The sequence below is a fragment of the Mucilaginibacter dorajii genome, from assembly GCF_024808255.1.
GTDB classification, from domain to species: Bacteria; Bacteroidota; Bacteroidia; order Sphingobacteriales; family Sphingobacteriaceae; genus Mucilaginibacter; species Mucilaginibacter dorajii.
This window is the reverse complement of the sequence record NZ_JANTYS010000008.1, coordinates 269,565-290,826: the sequence shown is the minus strand read 5'-3', so window position 1 is coordinate 290,826 and position 21,262 is coordinate 269,565. Positions and strand designations below refer to the sequence as shown.

The 21,262-nt window shown below is 43.3% G+C and carries 22 protein-coding genes; 14 read left to right on the top strand and 8 right to left on the bottom strand.

Annotated elements, in window-relative coordinates; translation table 11 throughout:
* The first annotated feature begins 524 nt into the window (after positions 1-524).
* From FHS10_RS13520 to FHS10_RS29225, 5 genes are all read left to right on the top strand, one after another.
* Positions 525-830, top strand: coding sequence for an ArsR/SmtB family transcription factor (locus FHS10_RS13520; RefSeq protein ID WP_259091469.1), 306 nt, complete (start codon positions 525-527; stop codon positions 828-830).
* A gap of 11 nt (positions 831-841) precedes the next feature.
* Positions 842-1,315, top strand: a complete 474-nt coding sequence (locus FHS10_RS13515) for an SRPBCC family protein (protein ID WP_259091467.1) — start codon at positions 842-844, stop codon at positions 1,313-1,315.
* Between the two features lie 353 nt (positions 1,316-1,668).
* Positions 1,669-2,235, top strand: coding sequence for a dihydrofolate reductase family protein (locus FHS10_RS13510; RefSeq protein ID WP_259091465.1), 567 nt, complete (start codon positions 1,669-1,671; stop codon positions 2,233-2,235).
* Positions 2,236-2,703: 468 nt separating this feature from the next.
* Entirely contained in the window at positions 2,704-3,621 is a 918-nt protein-coding gene (locus FHS10_RS13505; RefSeq protein ID WP_259091464.1) for a DUF7669 domain-containing protein, read from the top strand.
* Between the two features lie 30 nt (positions 3,622-3,651).
* On the top strand, positions 3,652-3,843 hold the full coding sequence (locus FHS10_RS29225; protein ID WP_310504185.1) for an HNH endonuclease: 192 nt from the start codon (positions 3,652-3,654) through the stop codon (positions 3,841-3,843).
* Between the two features lie 151 nt (positions 3,844-3,994).
* Here FHS10_RS29225 and FHS10_RS13500 read toward each other — a convergent pair whose 3' ends face one another.
* The 6 genes from FHS10_RS13500 to FHS10_RS13475 all read right to left on the bottom strand — a co-directional run bounded on the left by FHS10_RS13500 (position 3,995) and on the right by FHS10_RS13475 (position 9,037).
* Positions 3,995-4,519 carry a hypothetical protein gene (locus FHS10_RS13500; protein ID WP_259091462.1) on the bottom strand — a complete coding sequence of 175 codons (525 nt, stop codon included), beginning with the start codon at positions 4,517-4,519 and terminating at the stop codon, positions 3,995-3,997.
* 199 nt (positions 4,520-4,718) lie between these two features.
* On the bottom strand, positions 4,719-4,916 hold the full coding sequence (locus tag FHS10_RS13495; protein ID WP_259091461.1) for a hypothetical protein: 198 nt from the start codon (positions 4,914-4,916) through the stop codon (positions 4,719-4,721).
* A gap of 139 nt (positions 4,917-5,055) precedes the next feature.
* Complete coding sequence (locus FHS10_RS13490) at positions 5,056-5,271, bottom strand: hypothetical protein (RefSeq protein ID WP_259091459.1); 216 nt, start codon at positions 5,269-5,271, stop codon at positions 5,056-5,058.
* A 1,478-nt stretch (positions 5,272-6,749) separates the two neighbouring features.
* On the bottom strand, positions 6,750-8,096 hold the full coding sequence (locus tag FHS10_RS13485; RefSeq protein WP_259091458.1) for a sigma-54-dependent transcriptional regulator: 1,347 nt from the start codon (positions 8,094-8,096) through the stop codon (positions 6,750-6,752).
* 142 nt (positions 8,097-8,238) lie between these two features.
* The gene (locus FHS10_RS13480) at positions 8,239-8,439 is read right to left on the bottom strand and encodes a YqaE/Pmp3 family membrane protein (protein ID WP_259091456.1); all 201 of its coding nucleotides are present in this window, start codon (positions 8,437-8,439) and stop codon (positions 8,239-8,241) included.
* Positions 8,440-8,497: 58 nt separating this feature from the next.
* Positions 8,498-9,037, bottom strand: coding sequence for an acyl-CoA thioesterase (locus tag FHS10_RS13475; protein WP_259091454.1), 540 nt, complete (start codon positions 9,035-9,037; stop codon positions 8,498-8,500).
* A 362-nt stretch (positions 9,038-9,399) separates the two neighbouring features.
* Between FHS10_RS13475 and FHS10_RS13470 the strand changes: the two genes are divergently transcribed.
* From FHS10_RS13470 to FHS10_RS13450, 5 genes are all read left to right on the top strand, one after another.
* Entirely contained in the window at positions 9,400-10,299 is a 900-nt protein-coding gene (locus FHS10_RS13470) for a LysR substrate-binding domain-containing protein (RefSeq protein WP_259091453.1), read from the top strand.
* 76 nt (positions 10,300-10,375) lie between these two features.
* On the top strand, positions 10,376-11,386 hold the full coding sequence (locus FHS10_RS13465; protein WP_259091451.1) for an NAD(P)/FAD-dependent oxidoreductase: 1,011 nt from the start codon (positions 10,376-10,378) through the stop codon (positions 11,384-11,386).
* A gap of 2 nt (positions 11,387-11,388) precedes the next feature.
* The gene (locus tag FHS10_RS13460; RefSeq protein ID WP_259091450.1) at positions 11,389-11,697 is read left to right on the top strand and encodes a 2Fe-2S iron-sulfur cluster-binding protein; all 309 of its coding nucleotides are present in this window, start codon (positions 11,389-11,391) and stop codon (positions 11,695-11,697) included.
* A gap of 316 nt (positions 11,698-12,013) precedes the next feature.
* Positions 12,014-12,877, top strand: coding sequence for a DMT family transporter (locus tag FHS10_RS13455; protein WP_259091448.1), 864 nt, complete (start codon positions 12,014-12,016; stop codon positions 12,875-12,877).
* Positions 12,878-13,084: 207 nt separating this feature from the next.
* Positions 13,085-14,845 (top strand): phospholipase D-like domain-containing protein, encoded by a 1,761-nt coding sequence (locus FHS10_RS13450; RefSeq protein WP_259091447.1) that lies wholly within the window; start codon positions 13,085-13,087, stop codon positions 14,843-14,845.
* Between the two features lie 234 nt (positions 14,846-15,079).
* Here FHS10_RS13450 and FHS10_RS13445 read toward each other — a convergent pair whose 3' ends face one another.
* Together FHS10_RS13445 and FHS10_RS13440 are read right to left on the bottom strand one after the other, a co-directional pair.
* Positions 15,080-16,390, bottom strand: coding sequence for a phosphatidylserine decarboxylase (locus FHS10_RS13445; RefSeq protein ID WP_259091446.1), 1,311 nt, complete (start codon positions 16,388-16,390; stop codon positions 15,080-15,082).
* Between the two features lie 516 nt (positions 16,391-16,906).
* Complete coding sequence (locus tag FHS10_RS13440; protein WP_259091445.1) at positions 16,907-19,018, bottom strand: S46 family peptidase; 2,112 nt, start codon at positions 19,016-19,018, stop codon at positions 16,907-16,909.
* 358 nt (positions 19,019-19,376) lie between these two features.
* On the opposite strand from FHS10_RS13440, the gene FHS10_RS13435 reads away from it, so the two are divergent.
* From FHS10_RS13435 to FHS10_RS13420, 4 genes are read left to right on the top strand one after another with little or no spacing between them, the layout of a single operon-like run.
* Positions 19,377-19,700, top strand: coding sequence for an ArsR/SmtB family transcription factor (locus FHS10_RS13435; protein WP_259091443.1), 324 nt, complete (start codon positions 19,377-19,379; stop codon positions 19,698-19,700).
* Complete coding sequence (locus FHS10_RS13430; protein WP_259091441.1) at positions 19,697-20,200, top strand: SRPBCC family protein; 504 nt, start codon at positions 19,697-19,699, stop codon at positions 20,198-20,200. Before FHS10_RS13435 ends, FHS10_RS13430 begins: the two co-directional genes overlap by 4 nt.
* Positions 20,201-20,206: 6 nt before the next feature.
* A complete protein-coding gene (locus tag FHS10_RS13425; RefSeq protein ID WP_259091440.1) occupies positions 20,207-20,584 on the top strand; it encodes a DoxX family protein in 378 nt (125 codons plus the stop codon).
* Between the two features lie 11 nt (positions 20,585-20,595).
* Entirely contained in the window at positions 20,596-21,207 is a 612-nt protein-coding gene (locus FHS10_RS13420) for a YdeI/OmpD-associated family protein (protein ID WP_259091438.1), read from the top strand.
* Positions 21,208-21,262: the final 55 nt, after the last annotated feature.

Below are 21,262 nucleotides of genomic sequence, written 5' to 3'. Positions count from 1 at the left end.
AGGAGGAAAATGACATTATCAAGCTATGTCATTGCGAGCGTAGCGTGGCAATCCCGTAGCTATACAGGGCGGATATGCATAGCGACGAGAGTGCTTCGTTCCTACCCATTACAAGTCCACTATGTCATTTCTCCTTCACAGTCCGTAGTTTTTATAACCCGCAATGACATATTAGGTTGATGGTGTTCCACCCGAACGATGTGGAAGACATGGAACGCTTTGGAACACATTTCTGTTAGTAATCAGCAAGTTACGCTTTTCAAAAATCAAAAAGAGCCGAACACTTTACTACCTCACTATCAACAACTTAAGCCAAAAATCCATTATTGTCCTGAAAAAACGCCAAAAAGCATGGAACACTTTTGGAACAGTAATCCGCTGTCTGAACCTTGATTTTTAGGATTAAGGAATGGCCGGAATCTTTATTTAAACCGCATTATTCCCTCTCCAAAAAAATATTTTCAAAAAAATTTGTGCAACTGATTAATTGCATATACATTTGCAATCAATCAGTTGCACATTATATGAGACGCGATATTTATCAAGCCATTGCCGACCCTACCCGCCGGGCCATTTTAACCCTCCTGGTAACAGGGGCCATGACTCCCAATGCCATTGCCGAGCACTTTGACAGCAGCAGGCAGGCGGTATCAAAACATATACAAATATTAGCCGAGTGCGGCGCGCTAAAACAAGAACAACAAGGCCGCGAAATTTATTACCATTTAGAAGTAAATAAAATGAAAGAAGTGGACCAATGGATAGCAGCCTTCCGCCAGATGTGGATAGACCGGTTTGACCAATTAGACAATTTATTAGATACGCTTTAAAAACAAACATTATGATCTCTTTTGAAAAGGATTTAGCAAAAAAACAATTGCATGTGGTGCGTGAATTTAAAGCACCAATTGACAAAGTATGGCGCGCCTGGACCGAGGCCGAACTGTTAGACAAATGGTGGGGACCAAAGCCCTGGAACGCCGTAACCAAAATCATGGATTTTAAACCCGGTGGCCAATGGCTATATTCAATGGTTGGCCCCGCCGGCGAAGTCCATTGGAGCCATGTTAGGTTCACTGCTGTGGGCACAAATACTTTTGAAACTACCTCCACTTTCAGCGATGAAAATGGTGTGCCGGCTCCGGGTTTCTCGCCATCAAAATGGAGTGTGGCTATGAAACAAGAGGTAGATAAAACAATAGTTAATGTAACCCTCACCTTCGAATCCGAAGCAGATTTGGAAAAACTGGTAGCAATGGGCTTTCAAGGTGGCTTTACTATTGGCCTTAACCAACTGGAAGAATTGCTGGGATAATTATTCCGTACACTGGTTACGTGTACCCACATCTTTTTTATTAAAGAAAAAATGTCATTTCGAACGAGCAAGCGCGGGGAAAAGTGAGGGGTGCGAGGAGAAATCTTATACACCCTGTATAGCCGAATGTCCGCTTTTACAAGATTTTTCGCTCCGCTCAAGAGAGGGTTTCTCCTCACCTCCGACGCGCAATCCTGTCCCTGGTTCGTTGGAAATGACAACCGCTTTTATTTGGAGAGCGGGTTTAACAAGATGTGAGTATACGGCAAGTGCACCGCAGGGCCGTTAAGTCGCCCTTGCAGTGCACTCTTTTAATACCTTACAAAAACGACCAATTTTAAAAAACATTTGATATGAGAAAGCTAAAATTACAGATGCAAATGACTGTCGACGGTTTTGTAGCCGGCCCCAATGGCGAGAACGACTGGGTGTTTGTGCCGGGCACACAGGACCCGGCCGCGTTGCAGTTCACTATAGACCTGGCCGCCAGCGGCGATACCATTTTAACCGGTCGCAAAACAGCCGGGGGATTTTTCGCTCATTGGCAAAACGTGGCAGATAACCAACCAGATAGTCCCTGGAATCCCTTTGCCAAATTAATGGTGAGCCACCGAAAAATAGCTTTCAGCCGTACCGGTGCTGAAATTGCTGGCCCCAACCTGGAACTGGAAACCGGCGACCTGGCCACCGCTATACAAGCACTTAAAAGCCAACCCGGCAAAGACATCATCGCTTACGGCGGCGTAGAATTTGCACAATCACTTGTCGATCTTAACCTTGTCGACGAATATTATTTCATCGTTAACCCCGTAGTCCTCGGCAGCGGAAAATCCATTTTCAAAGATCGCAAAGTGCTGAAACTGGAAGAATCAATCGCTTACACCAACGGGAAAGTGATGAATAAATATGTGGTGGGTTGAGTTGATTGGGTTGATTGGGTTGATTGGGTTGATTAAGTTGAACCTTTCAAGTGCGTTATTTTAAACGGCCCGTTTTTGACTTTTGTGGTCGGGAACGGGCCGTTGTTATGTTGTTCAATTTTTGTCTGAACCTTGATTTTCTGGATTAAAGGATAGCCCGGATTTCCGGGGCTTTGCTTCTTCCATCCCTACCCCACCGAAGCTGTCTTGCTACTTGATACTACCTACTTGCTACTAAAAGGGGCGTTGCCTGCGGCCCACGCTTTCCGCTCATACTGCACAGGCATTAGGCGCTTGGCCGGTATCCGCTGCAATCGTTAACGCGAAAAATTATCTGAATCACACCGGAAATTTTTAAGCAAGTACGGAATTGAATTCATTATAAAATTTAACAAATTGATATGCTTTAGACTTGCGAGTGAAGTCGATTAGAATAAAGTTATCTTTACTTTCAACTTAGTGAAATTAATGAAAGAAAACCCACAAGTATGGTCGATGGTCAAAGACGCTGTTGAAAATTTAGACGGTGAATTGTCGTATAATGACATTAAGCAATATATAAACGATAAATGGGAAAATGTAAATCAAAAAACTATTACGGCACAAATAACTGTTGCTACAGTAAATCATAAATCAAGGACCCATTTCAACGAAAATAAAATTGAAAGATTTACGGATTCGGGATCTCACTTCGATTTGCTATTTCAATTAGGTCGAGGTAGAGTCATTAAATATAACCCAACTGAGCATGGTGTTTGGCAACTCTATAAAAACACAACTGGTAAGTTTGAATTAAAATTTAAAGGGGATAATTGCTATCTCTTTGCTTGGAATCCAAACAATTGGAGTTTTGATGAATTAGATGAAAAGGTTAATGAGCTTAAAGCAACCGGAAAATCAACCGTCCTTTGGAGTGTACAAGGCTTTAAGAAAGTAAAAGTCGGTGATAGAGCGTTTATTGTCCAAATAGGGACGAAAGTCAAAGGCATTTTTGCATCTGGATTTGTAGTATCTGAACCTGCCTTATTACCCCATTGGCGTGAAGATGGTACTTTAGTTAATAGAGTAAGAATAGAATTGGATATCTTAATAAATCCCCAAATTAACAATATTCTTGATATAGCAGATTTTGAGGGTAGCATTTTAGAAAATCAACATTGGACGCCTCAATCATCCGGTATTCAAATAAAAAATGAGGTTACAGTTGAACTTGAAAAAAGATGGTTTAATTTTTTAAATAATAATGGCCTTTTTATAAAGCCCCCGAAGGCTGAGCAGTTAATAATTGAGGGTTCTCCTTATCAAGTTATTCAAACAGTATATGAAAGAAACAACTATGCAAGGGCTCTGTGCTTGCAGCACCATGGGTACACGTGCTTTGTTTGAGGTTTTAATTTTGAACAAACTTACGGGTCTATAGGGCGAGAGTTTATTCATGTACACCATTTAAATCAATTATCGGAAATTCGCGGAGAGCACAAAACAAATCCTATTGCTGATCTATGCCCTGTTTGTCCCAATTGCCATGCTATGTTGCATAAAAGAAGCCCCGCTTATAAAATAGAGGAATTAAAAAAAATAATAGGGGAAACCAAGATTTTGAATTAGCAATGAGCTGAAATCAGCTCATTTTTATAAAAAATAAGCAGTCCTTTTGATTTTAAACAATAAACTTGTTATATTTATTAAAAAAATCCTCATGCCAAGAGAAATAATAATTGTCGACGATGGAGCGGGTGATACCTCGACTAAGGGCGACTCAAAGTAAGACAGCGACAAAAATTGAAATTAGAGCTAATATTAAGAGAAATAGTTTTATTGCCAACTTGTAATTAACTATTCTAGCCTCATTTTTAGCTTTCATTATGGAAATATTGTTTTGATAATGAACTATGACTTGATAGTATACCAATTCTAATTGATAGTCTTGATCTTCTTCACTATCAAGGTTCATTGGTATTGATTCCGATGGAGGTAATCCTCTCAATCTACTTTCTTTTGGTGTTAGCAATTTATATAAACAGTAAATATCCCAAGAAACTATCGGAATTAATACGCATATAAACCAATTGTTGGCGTGTTGCTTAAAAATAAATCCAATAAAAAAACCAAACAGACTTACCAAAGCCGTCAACATCTTGATTGACTTATCTGTAATCGATTCCGATTCGCTGCTTACTTCCGCAAATCTTTCTTTTGCGAGTTCATAAACCAACTGATAGCTTTCTTTTTTTACTTTATACCATTTATCAAAGTTTGGTTTCCAGTCAATAGTGCCAGCCATTATATAGTATAATATATTAAAAAATCTCTCAAAACGCACACTACAACAAGCAAGATATCTTTCTTTACATTCAAACAATTAAAAATTTGGTTCACTGTTATTAGAAAGTCGGATGAGAATTATCGCGCTTGACTTTTCGTGAGTATTCAAAAATGATCTTTACTTTTTAGATCAAAAAAGCAAAGATCATAACCATAGGCTAAATAAAAACAGCAGGTTGGCGGTCGTTACGACTATCTGATAAGATATAAGTCACTGATCTTTCTCGAACGATCACTGTATCAATACTAAAACCGCTTTCGATCAACTTATTTAATTCCATATGCTCCTCTTCATTAAATGGTTTTTGTCCCGTATTTGTATGACCTGTATCTGATACTGTTATTACCCTTTGCATAAATTAAATTGGTTTAAGTGAATTATAAACTTACTAAATCTGATTTACATTTTTCACACTTGTTTATTTCTAAACCATTAAAAGTTTTTCACAGCGTATAGAGGATGACGTAATAACGACTTGTGATTATTTTTCTTCGCTAAAGCCATTCCCTTCCCGTCAGCAGAACAGCTTCGGGCGAAAACGGGCAAAACAATGCGGGGCTGTGCGGTGGCAGGGCATAGGGAGTTTTTGCGGCAGGGGAAATGAGGGTGAGGGCAAAATAATCCCAGCCCAGGTTTTGCCCGTTTTGCAGCGCAAAGGCCCTGAGCGCACAGAAGCATTTCTGCTGACTTGAATTTTGGTTCTTTTTCAAGAAAAAGAACAAGCCCTTCCCGCGGCGATTGAGCGGGCCGATGTTCTCGGTTACAATTAAGTGATTTCGTTACCCAAACAAACGTAAGGCATCGTTCGCGATTGCTTCGTTCCTCGCAATGACATGATTTTTTAGCGAGTTAGAACCTGTATAGTCGCTCTGTAGAGGTACGAGATTGCCGCGCTGCGCTCGCAATGACATGGTTTTTAGTGGGTTAAAACCGTTATAGTTGCTCTGTACGGTCGCTCTGTGGAGTTACGAGATTACCGCGCTGCGCTCGCAATGACATAGTTTTTTTACAAATCATGTGTAGAAGGTAACGCCAAAATGGCCTGCGATCCACTCGCTTTACGAATGCCCTTCCCCGTCAGCAGAACAGCTTCGGGCGAAAACGGGCAAAACAATGCGGGGCTGTGCGGAGGCAGGGCATAGGGAGTTTTTGCGGCAGGGACAAAGCGGGTGAGGGCAAAATAATCCCAGCCCAGGTTTTGCCCGTTTTGCAGGGCAGAGGCCTTGAGCGCAAAGAAGCATTTCTGCTGACTTGAATTTTGGTTCTTTTTTTCAAGAAAAAGAACAAGCCCTTCCCGCGGCGATTGAGCGGGCCGATGTTGTCGGTTAAAACAAAGTAATTCCGTTACCCAAACAAACGTAAAGCATCGTTCGCGATTGCTTCGTGCCTCGCAATGACATGATTTTTTAGCGAGTTAGAACCTGGATAGTTGCTCTGTACAGTCGCTCTGTAGAGGTACGAGATTGCCGCGCTGCGCTCGCAATGACATGTTTTTTTAGTGGGTTAAAACCGTTATAGTTGCTCTGTGCGGTCGCTCTGTGGAGTTACGAGATTGCCGCGCTACGCTCGCAATGACATGTTTTTTTTACAAATCATGTGTAGAAGGTAACGCCAAAATGGCCTGCGATCCACTCGCTTTACGAATCCCATTCCCCTCCCGTCAGCAGAACAGCTTCGGGCGAAAACGGGCAAAACAATGTGGGGCTGTGCGGTGGCAGGGCATAGGGAGTTTTTGCGGCAGGGACAAAGCGGGTGAGGGCAAAATAATCCCAGCCCAGGTTTTGCCCGTTTTGCAGCGCAGAGGCCCAGAGCGCAAAGAAGCATTTCTGCTGACTTGAATTTTGGTTCTTTTTTTCAAGAAAAAGAACAAGCCCTTCCCGCGGCGATTGAGCGGGCCGATGTTGTCGGTTAAAACAAAGTAATTTCGTTACCCAAACAAACGTAAAGCATCGTTCGCGATTGCTTCGTTCCTTATAATGACATGATTTTTAGCGAGTTAGAACCTGTATAGTTGCTCTGTATAGTCGCTCTGTAGAGGTACGAGATTGCCGCGCTGCGCTCACAATGACATGATTTTTTAGCGGGTTAAAACCGGTATAGTTGCTCTGTAAGTTCGCTCTGTAGAGGTACGAGATTGCCGCGCTGCGCTCGCAATGACATAGTTTTATATGGATATTCTTATCCCCAATCACTCCAACCCATATTCCTTCAACTTCCTATACAGCGTAGCCACCCCTATATTCAATAGATTTGCTGCTTCGGCACGGTTACCGTGGGTGTGGTTAAGCACCCGTTGAATATGCAGTTTCTCTACAGACGAAAGATCAAAGGCGGAGATTGGCGCACCCGATTTTACCTGTTGTTGTTGGATTTCGTAAGGGAGCAGGCTATCATCAAGAATGTTGTTATCGGTGAGGATTACGGCGCGTTCAATTACGTTTTTGAGTTCGCGGATATTGCCGGGCCATGGGTAGGCTTCCAGTTTGTTTACAAACTCTTCGCTTAGTACGTTAATCTGCTTTTTAACTTTCTGGGCAAAATACTGCATAAAGTATTCGCCAAGTAGTTTGATATCTTTTTTACGTTCGCGCAAGGCGGGCAGCGTAATCTGGAAAACAGAAAGCCTGTAAAACAAATCCGACCGGAAATGGCCATCACTGATCTCGGTTTGCAGGTTGCGGTTGGTGGCCGCCAGTATGCGCACATTAACCTGGGTGGGTTTGGTATCCCCTATTTTTAAAAATTGCTGTGATTCCAGTACACGCAGCAGTTTGGCTTGCAGGTCCTGGTCAAGTTCGCCAATTTCATCTAAAAAGATGGTGCCGCCGTTGGCCTCCTCAAAAAGTCCTTTTTTATCTTTAACAGCACCGGTAAATGAGCCTGCTTTATGACCAAACAGTTCGCTCTCCAACAACTCTTTGGTAAAGGCGCTACAGTTTACCGCCACAAATGATTTGGTGTTACGGTTACTGGCCTGGTGAATAGCTTCGGCAAAAATCTCTTTACCCGTACCGGTTTCGCCTAATAGTAAAACAGTGGTATCGGTAAGCGCCACCTTTTGGGCCAGCTTAATCACATCGCCTATAGCTGTCGACCGGCCAATCAGCCTCTCGAAACCAAACTTGTCGTTCAGCTTGCTTTGCAGCTCCATTACGGTTTGCTGCAACAGTGCTTTATCCATGGCCTTGCTTACCAGCGGGATGATCTTTTCGTTATCATCGCCCTTGGTAATGTAATCAAAAGCACCCGCTTTTATAGCCCTTACGCCATCATTGATGGTGCCGTAGGCTGTAAGTACAATAATCTCTGTAGCGGGGTAATTTTTTTTGATGGTTTCGGTAAGGGTAATGCCATCAGTATCGGGCAGTTTTACATCGCTTAGTACCACGTGAATGTAGTCCTGCTGTAGTTTACGAAGACCTTCCTTAGCCGTGCCGGCAGTAATTACCTCATGCCCTTCTAACTGAAGGATGCGGGCCATCAGGTTACGCAGGCGTTCCTCGTCGTCGATAATTAAAAGCTTACCTTTTTGCATCGAGGCAAATATGGGATTTTTTTTTGTGAGTGGTTGATTAAGTTGATTAGGTGAGTGGTTGGATTGAGTTGATTAAGCAACTTACCAATGATTATACCACTAAAACCCAATCAACCACTCACCTAATCAACCACTCACCTAACTACCACCTCGCCCGCCTCGTCGCCCTCATCAATTGCCTGTGCCTTTTAGCATCGTAATAATCGCTGGTTACCAGTATGGAATGGATAACGCCGGGGATCCAGAAAAATAAGGTCAAAAATATATTGAGGATAAATGCACCTATCCTGCCGGTTGTTAAAATGGCAAGGGGCGGCATCAGGAAGCATAAAAAGTATCTCATGGTTGCTGGTTTTAAAGCTATTACAGTTTAGACCACACCGCCCGGCAATTGTTACGCCTTAAGCTTTCAAATTAAGGGGCAGTTGCTCACCAAAGAAAAGGGCTTTCAGTTCGGTAGCATCGTTTGCAGCCATTTTACCGCCCAGGATCAACCGCAGCTGCCTGCGGCGTAACGCGCCTTCATATAACGCTATTTCTTCCTCTGTTTCGGGAAGTGATACCGGTACCTGTGTTTTTTTGCCGTCGTTATCCAAGGCTACAAAAGTATAATAAGCCTCATTGCTTTTTACCTTGGTGCCCGATGGAATATTTTGCGCCCACACATCCATCCTCACCTCAACCGAGGTGGTGAATGCACGGGTAACTTTAGCTTCAATGCTGATTACATCGCCCAGTTTTATAGGCGACTGGAAGGATACGTTATCAACAGAAGCCGTTACTACAATGCGGTTGCAATGCTTTTGTGCCGAGATAGCAGCCGCGATATCCATCCAATGCAGCAACCGCCCGCCCATCAGGTTGTTTAATGTATTGGTATCATTGGGTAATACCAGTTCATTCATGATGGTATATGATTCTTTGGGCGATTTTCCTGTCATGATACAAATATAGTGAGAAGAGTCAAGAGTTAAGAATCAAGAGGCAAGACCGCCTCACCTAAATCCTCTCCAAAGGAGCTACTGTGCGTACACATCTTTTGAAATCTTATCACCAAACAACAACGTTGTCATTTCGAACGAACCGGAGGGGAATTGTGCGCCGGCGGTGAGGAGAAATCTTATAAAAGTGGACATTCGGCCCTTCAAGGCGACTAAGATTTCTCTCTCGCACCCCACTCATGCCCCTGCTTCGCTCCCTCGAAATGACATTTTCTTTTTTTTGAAAGATGTGTACACACAGTAGTCCAAAGGAGAGGGCAGGATGAGGCTCTTTTATTAAAAAAACTCCTACATTTAACCCGATGATCTTCGATTTTCGCCTTAAGGTTTTTTATACGGTTGCGCAGCGGCTTAGCTTTACCAAGGCGGCTAATGAGCTGTTTATTACCCAGCCCGCCGTAACCAAGCATATTAAGGAGTTGGAACAACAGCTTAGTGTACAGCTTTTTAAGCGCAACGGCAATAACATTAGCCTTACTACTGCCGGTAAAATACTGGTGCAGTATGCTGATAAGATCTTCCAGACGTATGGCGCGCTTGAAACCGAACTTGCCCAGCTTAACAACCTGGAAGCCGGCACCTTACATATTGGTGCCAGTACCACGGTAGCGCAAACCATTTTGCCCAAGATATTGGCTATGTTCAAAAAAACATACCCCGAGATCACCTTCAATTTTATACAGGCCAATACCGACCAGGTTTCGCAAATGATCCTGGACGAAAAGCTGGATATCGCCATCATCGAGGGTTCGTCCCACTCGCCGCAACTGGCTTATTCGCCATTTGCCAAGGACGAAATTGTGCTGGTGACCAGGGCAAACAATAAGTTATCCAAAAAGGCCGAGATCAGTCCGAAACAATTATTAGACATTCCCCTGGTTTTACGTGAGGCTGGTTCGGGCACCTTAGATGTTATTTACGATGCTTTGGCCGGCATCCAGGTTAGTCCGAAGGATTTGAATATCGAAATTCAGCTGGAGAGCAGCATCGCCATCAAACAATACCTTTTATACTCAGAAACAGCTACTTTCCTATCCATACAATCGGTAGTGAGCGAGTTAAAATATAATGAACTCAGCATTATTGATGTAAAAGGATTGGAAATTTTCCGCACTTTTCAGTTTATTCAGCTGCATGGCAAAAACAGCAAACTGATTGAGCTTTTTAAACGTTTTTGCCTGGCCAATTATAACTTAAAGTAATCGTATATTACTTTATATCATTTGTTTGCTGCCGCCTTTAAACTCACATTTGAGTGCTGAATTAAAAGAGCAGGTTATGGAACATATTGATACTGATATTTGCATTATTGGCGCAGGGCCGGTTGGATTGTTTGCCATTTTTGAGGCCGGGTTGTTAAAAATGCGCTGCCACCTTATTGATGTACTGCCCCAGGTGGGTGGTCAGCTGTCTGAAATTTATCCGCACAAACCCATTTACGATATCCCCGGTTACCCCGAAGTTACCGCTCAACAATTAGTGGACAGGTTGATGGAGCAGGCGGCCCCCTTCCACCCTACTTTTAGCCTGGGCGAACGGGTGGAAACCCTTAACCGGAACGACGACGGATCATACACCATACAAACCAACGACGATACCACCGTGCACTGCCAGGTGGTAGTGATAGCCGGCGGCCTCGGTTGCTTTGAACCCCGCAAACCCGAGATTGACCGCCTGCTGGATTTTGAAGGCAAGGGCGTAGCCTATATGGTTAAAAACCCCGAACTGTTCCGCAACCGTAAAGTGGTGCTGGCCGGTGGTGGCGACTCTGCCTTAGACTGGGCCATTTTCCTGGCCAACATTGCCGAACGTGTTACCCTCATCCACCGTGGAGACACCTTCAGGGGTGTGCCGGATTCTGCCGAAAAAGTTTTTGAACTGGCCAAAGAAGGGAAGATAGACCTGATCCTGAAATCAAACGTGGTTGCTTTGACCGGCGAAGGCCACTTGCAGGAGATCACTCTACTTGACAGGAACAACGAGGCCAGCCATATCGCTGCCGATCATTTTATACCCCTATTCGGCCTTAGCCCAAAACTGGGGCCGATTGCCAATTGGGGTCTAAACATCAGCTTCTCGGCCATTGAGGTGAATACCAGGGATTACAGCACCAACGTAGAGCGCATTTACGCCATTGGCGATATCAATACCTACCCGGGTAAATTAAAGCTGATCCTTTGCGGTTTCCACGAGGCGGCGCTGATGGCTCAAAGCGCCTTCAAATATGTTTACCCCGAGCAAAAACTGAGTTTTAAATACACCACCGTTTATGGCGTAACCGCTTTTTAACCATGATCAACTTAATTATTGAAGACCGCGAGGGCATCCGCCAACCGGTTGAAATCCCCGAAGGAATAAACCTGAGCCTGATGGAGGTTTTAAAAGCATCAGAATATGATGTGCTGGCCACCTGCGGCGGCATGGCTCTGTGCGCCACCTGCCACGTAGAAGTATTAGAAGGTCCCGAACAATATTTTCACGCCAGCGATAACGAGCTTGACATGCTGGATACTTTACCCAACGCCGACGAGCACAGTCGCCTGGCCTGCCAGATGCGGGTTACCGAGGAAATGGATGGGTTGGTGGTGAGATTAAAGTAAGAAGAGTCAAGAGATTAGAGTCAAGAATTAAGACAGCTTTGATGGAATAAGGATAAATAGCAATTTTGTGTGCCTAATAAAGATCCATTAATCTGATGAATCGTGGTTCGGACAATTTTTTGTGTTAGGGATTGCAGCGGATACCGGCCAATGTGGCTAAGGCTTGTGTAGTATGAGCGTAAAGCCCGGGCCGCAGGTAACACCATTATTTATTTGAAATCATTATTGGGTGCCGACCTTGTTTACAATTCAGACTCCACAAAAAAATACAACTATTTGCAACTACATACGCGGGCATTTTACATTTTAAACTAACATGAGTTTATACGTTTTGGGGCTGGTACTTACAGCGGCCATTCTTCATGCTTCATGGAACCTGCTTGCTAAGAAAACAAAGGGTAAAATCCCTTTTATATGGCTTCAGTACATAGCCAGTAATATTTTGTACCTGCCTGTTTTAATCTATCAGATAAAGCAGGGGCATACTATTTATTCGCAGCCACTGTTGTGGTTTTCATTAAGCAGTTCGGTGCTGCACCTAACCTACTTTATCGTATTGCAAAAGGGCTACAGAAACGCCGATCTTTCGGTAGTGTACCCGCTTGCCCGTGGCTCAGCACCGCTGGTATCGTTTGTAGCCGCCATTTTGTTCCTGCATGAGAAACTGAAGCTCAGTTCGGTAGCCGGCTTGCTGCTGATTGTTGCAGGTGTTTTAATTATTACCGGGTTAAGCTTCAAAAAGGAAAATAACAGCAAGATCATGACGGGCATTACTTACGGCCTGCTTACCGGTTTGTTCATAGCCTTATACACTTTTAACGATGCTATCGCGGTAAAAACATATGCTGTATCGCCATTAACGCTTACCCTTAAGGCCAACCTTTTTAGCACCGTTTTCCTTTTCCCATTCGTGATAAGGCAAAAGGATGAATTAAAACGCGAGCTCGGGGAGCATAAATGGATTATGGTTGCCATTGCTTTATTAAGTCCGGCGGCTTATATATTGGTATTGGAGGCACTGAAATACGCGCCATTATCGGTTGTTGCACCGGCACGGGAAACAAGCATTTTACTGGGGGTATTTATGGGCTCACGGGTGTTTAATGAAAATGACGGTAAAAGAAGGCTTATTGCAAGTGTATTGATACTTGGGGGGATAGTTGCGTTGAGTTTGGGGTAACCAGGATTTAAGGTTGATTTTAATATCGAACACTGAACGCCCAATATCGAATAATGAAGTAAAATCTCCGGTAGGCAGCAGATACAGTGAATAACCGGCCATGGGCATATGTCAATATTTTAATAAATATTTGACAATTACTAAATAATAAATTCAGTAGATTTATAATCAAATAGTTACCAAACCAAAACCTTAAATTTTATCATTATGGCAGCGCCCGCTTTCATCAAACCTACCGACGTTAAAATCAAAGTCAGCTTTTACAGCAATTGTGATGATGTTCAACTCACCTGGCGAACACTTGATGCCAATGGCATTGATTCGCCTGTTGAGGGGAGCATCGGATTTATGATCGAAAGACTACGAAAGACATCTGCCGGATGGCCATCTACACCAGAGATATTGTTAAACCGTGTGGGGTTTACCAATTCGGCTGTTGATCCTAATGACCCAAAGGATATTGCCCAACCCTCATCAATATGGCCATTTCAGCGCTACGATTGGACGGAACATGGCGCAAACAATAACGATTTTGTTAAATACAGGATATCGTGCATGGGCAAAAAGGCAGATACGGTTATCGGTAAAACGGAACTCGATGTAATAGCCAAATCTGATTGGACTGATGAGATCGCTGTAAGCGGTATTGTCGATCAGGATTTCGCGGTTTATTTTAACCGTGGTACAGTAATGTCTCAATATGTTGCCAGGATTGCCCGTGAAAAAAACTGGACAGCAACAGATATTTCAAATCATGTTAAACTATTGCAGGAACCACTGAGGATATTCCTCTCGGGCGAGTTAAGGCTTGCTATACTTAAATTATTGGATGATGTTATAGCGAATCCGTTTTTAGAAATTCATGCCGCGCTATTTGAGCTTGCCGATGATGAACTAATTGGCAAATTAAAACAGATTGGCGGCCGTGCCCATATCATACTATCGGATGGTGCAAATACACACGGCGACGAAAATAAAGACATCAGGGGCATACTCAAACATGAAGGCCTTAATATTTACGACCGTATTTTAGGCAACCTGGGATTAGGTCACAACAAGATCCTAATCACGGTTGATAACCGTACAGATACCGCAATCTCTGTTTTAACCGGCAGTACCAACTGGACCCCAACCGGGTTATGTACCCAACTTAATAACGGCATCATTATAACTAATAAAACAGCCGCCAAAACCTACTATGATTATTGGAAAGTATTAAAAGGCGCCGGAAGCGGTATATCTCCTGAATTGGTGGCTTTTAACGGTAATGCCCCAAAAGATGCGGGAATATTAAAGGCCTGGTTTACCCGAACCGCAAAAGCACCCGCGCATACCACACCAGTTGATATAAAATATTTACAAGACCTTGTAAACAGCGCAAAAGAATCCATACTGTATGTGATGTTTCAACCCGGCAGTGAGCCACTTGCCAGTATACTTCAAAAGAGAACTGACCCCAATATGTACATCAGGGGTGTTGTAAGTACCGTGATAGCCAGCAATCAGGAGAAATTCGAGCTGTTAGATGAACAAAGCGGGCAAAATTATAAAACCGACCTTATACAGCCGGATGGCGTTACCACAGATTTTGCCTGGTGGGTTGGTGAAGTAACACGCAATGTATTCCTTGGTTCAATAGGGTTTGCTATTACCCACGCTAAAATGATTGTTATAGACGCCTTTAGCGACAATCCAATCGTTGTTACTGGTTCGCATAATTTTTCAACAAGTGCAAGCCAGGATAACGATGAGAACTTTGTAGTTATAAAAGGGAATAAAAAGCTTGCACAGCATTACGCCGTTGCCTGCATGGCAACCTATGATCATTATCGCTGGCGTGGGTATTTGGATGCCAAATTGAAAGCGCATCAGAATGTTTGGAGCCATTTAAATCCCGATCCGGTTTGGCAACAAAGCTACCTGGGTGGCACCAGGCTTTTACGCCATTTAAAGGAGTGGTGTGGCTGAAAAAATAATGATTTTGGCGCAAGTATTGCGCAATGTAAGATTACCTGGTGGCCCTGTGATTCTTTTACCGGCTAAATTCTACTCAAAAGCCGTTACCACGAGCATTTTTATAATAAGAAAGAGCAGCACCAAGCCCCTCTTTCTTATTATAAAAAACAGTTCTGCTGAATTAGTAAGCAAAAACTACGCCTTTACTTTTCCCATGTTTACCAAACATGCTGTATTTCCCGTAACTTACGCTGTAATAATAACAGATACCTCACCGTATTTAAAGTGATATGGGTTGGTTGGCTGGTAACTTGCAGGCGGCTGCGCGTTTGCTACGTTCGTGATCAACTTCAACTCGTTAAGAGGTTGTTCAAAAAGCATAATAATATCAGAACCACCAAATGCAAAATGCCCAAATTCCTGCCCTTTAACCACTTCAGCACCCTGAAGTTCGGCAGTGTACATGGTAACCGATGATACCTGGCACATCCCGATAGGCACGGTAGCCACCAACCCAATGTTGGAGCCGCTGGTACTGGTGTCAATTACAAGCACTCCCCTGGCCTGCGAAAATTCATATCCATCTTCTGACGAATCTGGGGCATCAAACTGATTATCTGCTATATCTACAGCAAGATACACCTTCCCCTGCACAGCAGCCAGGTCCAAAACGGTTCCGCTTACCGGGGTGTGAAACCGGTGGTAATCAAATGGGCTTAAAAAATAATGAACAAAAGTTCCGTTATAAAAATTGAGCGCATACTCATTACCTCCTTCGGCCAGTAAATCGTTGATATTGCCGATGGTATGGGTTTCTTTTAGGGTGACCATGGTAGGGTTGCCGTCGGTATCTAACACATTCCCATTGCCATCAATCTGGTAACTGGCTTTAAAAGTACAATCAGCTGGCGAGCAGATGACTGTATTGTCGCCGGGGTTTGCAATCGGGCGCATGGGTGTACCATCGGGCTTGATTGAATTGAGCTGGCGATAAAAGAAAGTATTGAACGAAACCCAGTTAGGTGAATCATCCGAGTAATCCTGCAGGTTATATTCGGGGTCGTTTTGGTAAGATAGAAGTGCCGCTGGCGTTAGGGAAGCCGGCGTATCTAAAAAACTGCCCCAGGCAATAGCATAGGCTACAAGCCAGTCGGCAAAAACGAAACCATTTACCGTGCTTACATAATCCTGCAGTGTAAAACCGGCGGCACCCTGGTCTATCAGCCAGTAAAACTGGCACAGGCGATCATAAATTTCCCTGCTATAGCCGTTCACGCCCGGCGTGTTTTGCCAGGGATCATAAGCTCCGCTATTTTCGCTGGGGATTACTTCGGCAAAAATGGTGAGGTAGCTTAGATAGTCCTGCGGATTAAGCGGCCAGCCGTCATTGGAATATAACTCATTAAGGGCGTTGTACAAATCAAGATCGAGATTAGCCGTTGCCAGCGTATTTGCCGAGACTAAGGAATTGGTTAACGCGTTTGCGAAATCCTGGTCGACTTCAATCTGGTATTGAAGCTGCTGAATTACCTCATAAGAACTGTTGCTTGAACTCATTGTGCTGTGATTTTAGTATTAGGTTTATGGAAAAATTCCAGTACTAATTTATGGTATAATATTAATATTACCATAAATATATTTTAATGAACTTTTCATAAAAAACAGCAACACCATTCTTAAGCATTCAGCTTAAGAATGGTGTTGAAATGAGTAATATTGGGGTTACAATTCAATAATATAAAATATATACTATAAAAGGACCGACTATAAAAAACATCATTGCGGGATAATGAACTCCCCCTACCGTTTACCCACATCTTTTTTGTAAATAAAAATGTCATTTCGATAGAGCAAAGTAGGGGAATGAGCGGGGGCGAAAGAGAAATCTTGTACGTTCTGGATGGCCGAATGGCCGCTTTTACAAGATTTCTCCTCACCTCCGGCGCGCAATCCCTACCGGTTCGCTCGAAATGACAGCGTTTTTGTTAATGATATCACTCTAAAAAGATGTGGGTGCACGGTAGCTCTCTTGACTGCTTCTTAAGTGCCATAACACCCCATTGACTGTTACAATCAGTTCTTGTGAATTTCCAGCTCGCTGATGAGGTTATTGGCGTGGCCTAAAATATCCATACACCAAAGCACGTAGCGCACATCTACGCAAATGGTGCGTTTATAATCCTTATTAAAGGCAATTTCACCACTCATCGCTTCCCAGTTACTGTCAAACGCAAGGCCAATCAGTTCGCCGTCGCCATTGATTACCGGGGAGCCGGAGTTGCCGCCTGTAATATCGTTATTGGTTACAAAATCGATTGGTACGGTACCGTGATCGGCATACTGGCCAAAGTTTTTTTGCTTATAAGCATCTAACCAGGATGCAGGCAGGTCAAATTCATCATCACCGGCCTTGTATTTTTTCATTGCTCCATCCATATCAGTCTGGATGTCGAAATGCTTCCCTTCCTTTGAGGTATAGTCCTGCACATTGCCATAAGTAATGCGCATGGTGGAGTTGGCATCGGGCGACATTAATTTTCCCTGGTTTTTTTCCAGCAATGCCTGCAGATAAAGGCGGTCGAGCTTTTCTTTCCGTGTATCAAAATCAGTTAACCTGGTTCCAAAAACGTTTTTTTTGTAAGCACCGGGATTAAGGTTTATCACAAAGGGCACTAATGGGTCTTCACGAAGTTTATCTACAGAGCGACGTGGCAAAAACTCTTTCAGTTTTGTGGTATCTATCAGGTCGCTGGTTTGCCATAAAACATCCGCGAACTTAGAAAAGGCCAGCGCCGGGTCACCCGGCGCAACCCTGCTAACCACATCCTCTATAAACGCGGGGTGCTGATCTTTGGGGATATCGGTATACCAGGAGGTCATGAGTTGAATAAAGATCTTTTTATTTGCAGCAAGATTATAGGTTTTAATATAGTCGTCATTAATCTTTTTTAGCTCCTCCTTAATTTCAGCTTTTTCTTTAGCATCGCGTTTAGAGTTCTCAAGCGCCAGCTGCCCAAAGCAGTTGTTGAGTGCCTGGTTTACAAAGCTGGAAGCCGTTAGTCCTTCGTTAATATATGTTTTGTGAATGGCGTATGGTTCATAATTGGCATACAGGTTTTGATAATCGCTCATCAGGTTTGCGTACTGTGGCTTATCTGCCGCCCATTTGGTAAAGTCGGCCTCTTCCTGCCGTTTCTGGCCGTATATGTTCAAATTTTTCAATTGCTCTGTTTGGCCGATGAAATATTTCCAATAGTTTGATACCTTATTGTACTCTGACGAAAGCTTGAGCCGGGTATCTACACTTTTGTTCATTTCTTCTTTCCAGGCTTTCAGGCGAATATCGCGCAGCTTCACGATGATGGGGTTAGTCTGTTCGGCGGCCAAACGTACACCGTTAGAAGTCAGGTAACGGTCGGTACTGCCGGGATAACCATATACCATAGCAAAATCACCATTTTTGATCCCTTTTAACGAAATTGGAAGGAACTTTTTAGGTGTGTAAGGTACGTTATCGGCCGAGTAGGTTGCTGGGTTACCACTTTTATCGGCATAGATCCTAAAGATGGAAAAATCGCCGGTATGGCGTGGCCACTCCCAGTTATCGGTATCCCCGCCAAATTTACCTATTGCCTGCGGAGGCGCCCCTACCAAACGCACATCACTGAATTTATTGTACAGGTAAAGGAAGTATTGGTTGCCTTTAAAAAACGAACTTACCGCCCCACGATACCCGGTGCCTTTGGTGGCCTTTTCAATGAGCTTATTGCTGATCTTTTCCAGCTTTTCGCCCCTGTCGGCATCATCTACCCCTTTGAGGGCGGCCGTTACCTCGGGGGTAACATCAGCAATGCTCACCAGGAATTCTACATATAAACCTGCTACCGGTTTTTCTTCGGCATAGCTCTTTGCGTAAAAACCATTATCAAGGATGTTATTTTGAGGTGTTGAATTAGCAGAGATTGATTCAAAGCCGCAATGGTGATTGGTAAACAGCAGACCTTTGCCAGATACCACTTCGGCAGTACAGAAGCCGCCGCCCATGGAAACAATAGCATCTTTAATACTGGCTTTGTTGATACTATACAGGTCTTCGGCTGTTAACCTGAAGCCCTGCTTCTTCATTTGGTCATAATTTTTACCAATAAGCATCGGAATCCACATGCCTTCATCGGCACGTGCCATGCTGCTTATAAAAAATGAAAGAAGGATCGCAAGAGATAAGAATTTAGATCGGGTCATAAAATGTTGCAAAAAATGATATGGTTTATTGTGCCCACAAAATAAAGCTATTTTCAATAATAGTGTGTAACAAATGAAACTTTCAGATGTGGTTACCGAAAATAAAAAGCCAGGGGTTCCTAATAGTTCAGCTTGAGGCTTTTGACTTTCAGAAAGGTACCTCAACGGGACTAAAGTCGCCCCCCTTTGAAAGATTTGAAGCGACTGGAAGGAAAACTGAAAAAAAATTAAAAAAATATTGCGCAGTCAATTGGCTGCACGTATATTTGCAACCAGTTAGCTTCATAATTAGATTAAACAAATGAGACGAGACGTTTTCCAGGCCATTGCAGACCCTACACGGCGGGCAATTATTGCACTCATCGCGGTGCAGGCTATGACACCCAATGCCCTTTCTGAGCACTTCGACTCAACCCGGCAAACTATTTCCAAGCATTTAAGAGTATTAACGGAATGCCAGTTAGTGAAACAGGAATACCAGGGACGCGAAATCTATTACCAACTGGAGATAGATAAAATAAAAGAAATAGATAAATGGATAGCGCAGTTCAGAAAGATATGGGAAAGCCGTTATAACCAACTCGATGATTTATTATTAACCATACAACATAAAAAAGAGCAATGAAAAACAACCTGCAATTCGAATTTCTGACAGACAAAGAAAAAAACACGCTGACCATTAAACGGGAATTTATGGCCGGCAGGCAACTGGTATGGGATGCTCACACCAAAAGCGAGCTGCTTGACCAATGGTTTGCACCAAAACCACTAACCACCAAAACCAAGTCGATGGACTTCCGTGCAGGAGGGCACTGGATTTACGCCATGGTAGAACCAAATGGTACAGAATATTGGGCCCGTTTGGATTACGTTGCCATTCAACCCATAGACAGTTATGCAGCCCTGGATGCCTTTTGCAATAACGAAGGGGAGATCAATCCCGACCTGCCACGTGCCAATTGGGATGTAACCTTTACAGATCTGGGCGCTAACGCTGTGGTTGAAACCATTGTTACCTACCAATCGTTAAGTGACCTGGAAAAGGTAATACAAATGGGCATGCAGGAAGGAATGACCTCAACGTTAGAAAGATTAGACGACTTATTACTAACCCTTAACAAATAGACCATTATGAAACAGAAAATCACATTTGTATTAAGCCTTCTTTTTGGTTTAATGTTTATTAACGCAGGCCTCAATAAATTTTTGAATTACATGCCGGCCCCCAAAGATATGCCAGAAAAAATGCAAAAAATGGGAGCCGCTTTTATGGAAATAAGTTGGCTTATGCCATTAACAGGGATAGCTGAAATTATAGGTGGCATACTTTTTATCATCCCAAAAACAAGGGCATTAGGGGCAGTAGTGATTTTTCCGGTTATGATAGGCGTTTTGCTGGCAAATTACTTCGCAATGCCTTCAGGTTTACCCATCGCATTGGCGTTACTGGCCATTAATCTTTGGGTAATCTATGAAAACAGGCGAAAATATTTACCCATGATTCGATAATCATTACAGCGATGACAAAACTCAATTCAAAGGTTGATGAATATATTGACAAATCTGAGGCTTTTGCCAAGCCCATTTTAGCCCACTGGCGACAGCTTATTCACAACAACTGCCCGGATGTGGAAGAAGCCATCAAATGGGGATTCCCGCATTTTGATTACAAGGGCGATTTTATGTGTGTGATAGCCTCTTATAAGAGCCACTGCTCTTTAACCTTTTTAAAGGCCGAGTTAATGAATGATCCCAGGCTGAAAGACAGCAAGGCATTGAAACCAATACAACGGTTTTTAGGTAAGGTTACCAGTTTGGCCGATCTGCCGCCAGATGGGGAGTTTATCGGACTGCTAAAAGAAGCGATGGTTTTGAATGAGAAAGGGATAAAAGTAAGCGTCCAAAAATCTGACAAACCCAAAGTGCTTGAAATGCCAGGTTATTTTTCAGAAAAGTTAGCCGGCAATGCAAAAGCGAAAGAAATTTTCGAAAACAAATCAGACTCATTCCGTAAAGATTATATTATTTGGATAAGTGACGCCAAGACGGAAGCGACCCGGCAAAAAAGAATGGAAGAAGCCATTGGATGGATAGCCGAGGGCAAAGGCAGATTTTGGAAATATGAAAAATAATATGGCGAAGCATACCAATGAGGTATTATCACAAGCGCCAGGCTCACAAACAAAC

What these genes read in the sequence shown, in the direction of transcription:
- FHS10_RS13445 (WP_259091446.1), bottom strand. Translation starts at nt 16,390, where the DNA reads ATGAGTTCAAGCAACAGTTCTTATGAGGTAATTCAGCAGCTTCAATAC.
- FHS10_RS13435 (WP_259091443.1), top strand. Translation starts at nt 19,377, where the DNA reads ATGAGACGAGACGTTTTCCAGGCCATTGCAGACCCTACACGGCGGGCA.
- FHS10_RS13510 (WP_259091465.1), top strand. Translation starts at nt 1,669, where the DNA reads ATGAGAAAGCTAAAATTACAGATGCAAATGACTGTCGACGGTTTTGTA.
- FHS10_RS13465 (WP_259091451.1), top strand. Translation starts at nt 10,376, where the DNA reads ATGGAACATATTGATACTGATATTTGCATTATTGGCGCAGGGCCGGTT.
- FHS10_RS13455 (WP_259091448.1), top strand. Translation starts at nt 12,014, where the DNA reads ATGAGTTTATACGTTTTGGGGCTGGTACTTACAGCGGCCATTCTTCAT.
- FHS10_RS13430 (WP_259091441.1), top strand. Translation starts at nt 19,697, where the DNA reads ATGAAAAACAACCTGCAATTCGAATTTCTGACAGACAAAGAAAAAAAC.
- FHS10_RS13520 (WP_259091469.1), top strand. Translation starts at nt 525, where the DNA reads ATGAGACGCGATATTTATCAAGCCATTGCCGACCCTACCCGCCGGGCC.
- FHS10_RS13505 (WP_259091464.1), top strand. Translation starts at nt 2,704, where the DNA reads ATGAAAGAAAACCCACAAGTATGGTCGATGGTCAAAGACGCTGTTGAA.
- FHS10_RS13460 (WP_259091450.1), top strand. Translation starts at nt 11,389, where the DNA reads ATGATCAACTTAATTATTGAAGACCGCGAGGGCATCCGCCAACCGGTT.
- FHS10_RS13485 (WP_259091458.1), bottom strand. Translation starts at nt 8,096, where the DNA reads ATGCAAAAAGGTAAGCTTTTAATTATCGACGACGAGGAACGCCTGCGT.
- FHS10_RS13495 (WP_259091461.1), bottom strand. Translation starts at nt 4,916, where the DNA reads ATGCAAAGGGTAATAACAGTATCAGATACAGGTCATACAAATACGGGA.
- FHS10_RS13420 (WP_259091438.1), top strand. Translation starts at nt 20,596, where the DNA reads ATGACAAAACTCAATTCAAAGGTTGATGAATATATTGACAAATCTGAG.
- FHS10_RS13440 (WP_259091445.1), bottom strand. Translation starts at nt 19,018, where the DNA reads ATGGCACGTGCCGATGAAGGCATGTGGATTCCGATGCTTATTGGTAAA.
- FHS10_RS13500 (WP_259091462.1), bottom strand. Translation starts at nt 4,519, where the DNA reads ATGGCTGGCACTATTGACTGGAAACCAAACTTTGATAAATGGTATAAA.
- FHS10_RS13450 (WP_259091447.1), top strand. Translation starts at nt 13,085, where the DNA reads ATGGCAGCGCCCGCTTTCATCAAACCTACCGACGTTAAAATCAAAGTC.
- FHS10_RS13425 (WP_259091440.1), top strand. Translation starts at nt 20,207, where the DNA reads ATGAAACAGAAAATCACATTTGTATTAAGCCTTCTTTTTGGTTTAATG.
- FHS10_RS13515 (WP_259091467.1), top strand. Translation starts at nt 842, where the DNA reads ATGATCTCTTTTGAAAAGGATTTAGCAAAAAAACAATTGCATGTGGTG.
- FHS10_RS13480 (WP_259091456.1), bottom strand. Translation starts at nt 8,439, where the DNA reads ATGAGATACTTTTTATGCTTCCTGATGCCGCCCCTTGCCATTTTAACA.
- FHS10_RS13470 (WP_259091453.1), top strand. Translation starts at nt 9,400, where the DNA reads ATGATCTTCGATTTTCGCCTTAAGGTTTTTTATACGGTTGCGCAGCGG.
- FHS10_RS13475 (WP_259091454.1), bottom strand. Translation starts at nt 9,037, where the DNA reads ATGACAGGAAAATCGCCCAAAGAATCATATACCATCATGAATGAACTG.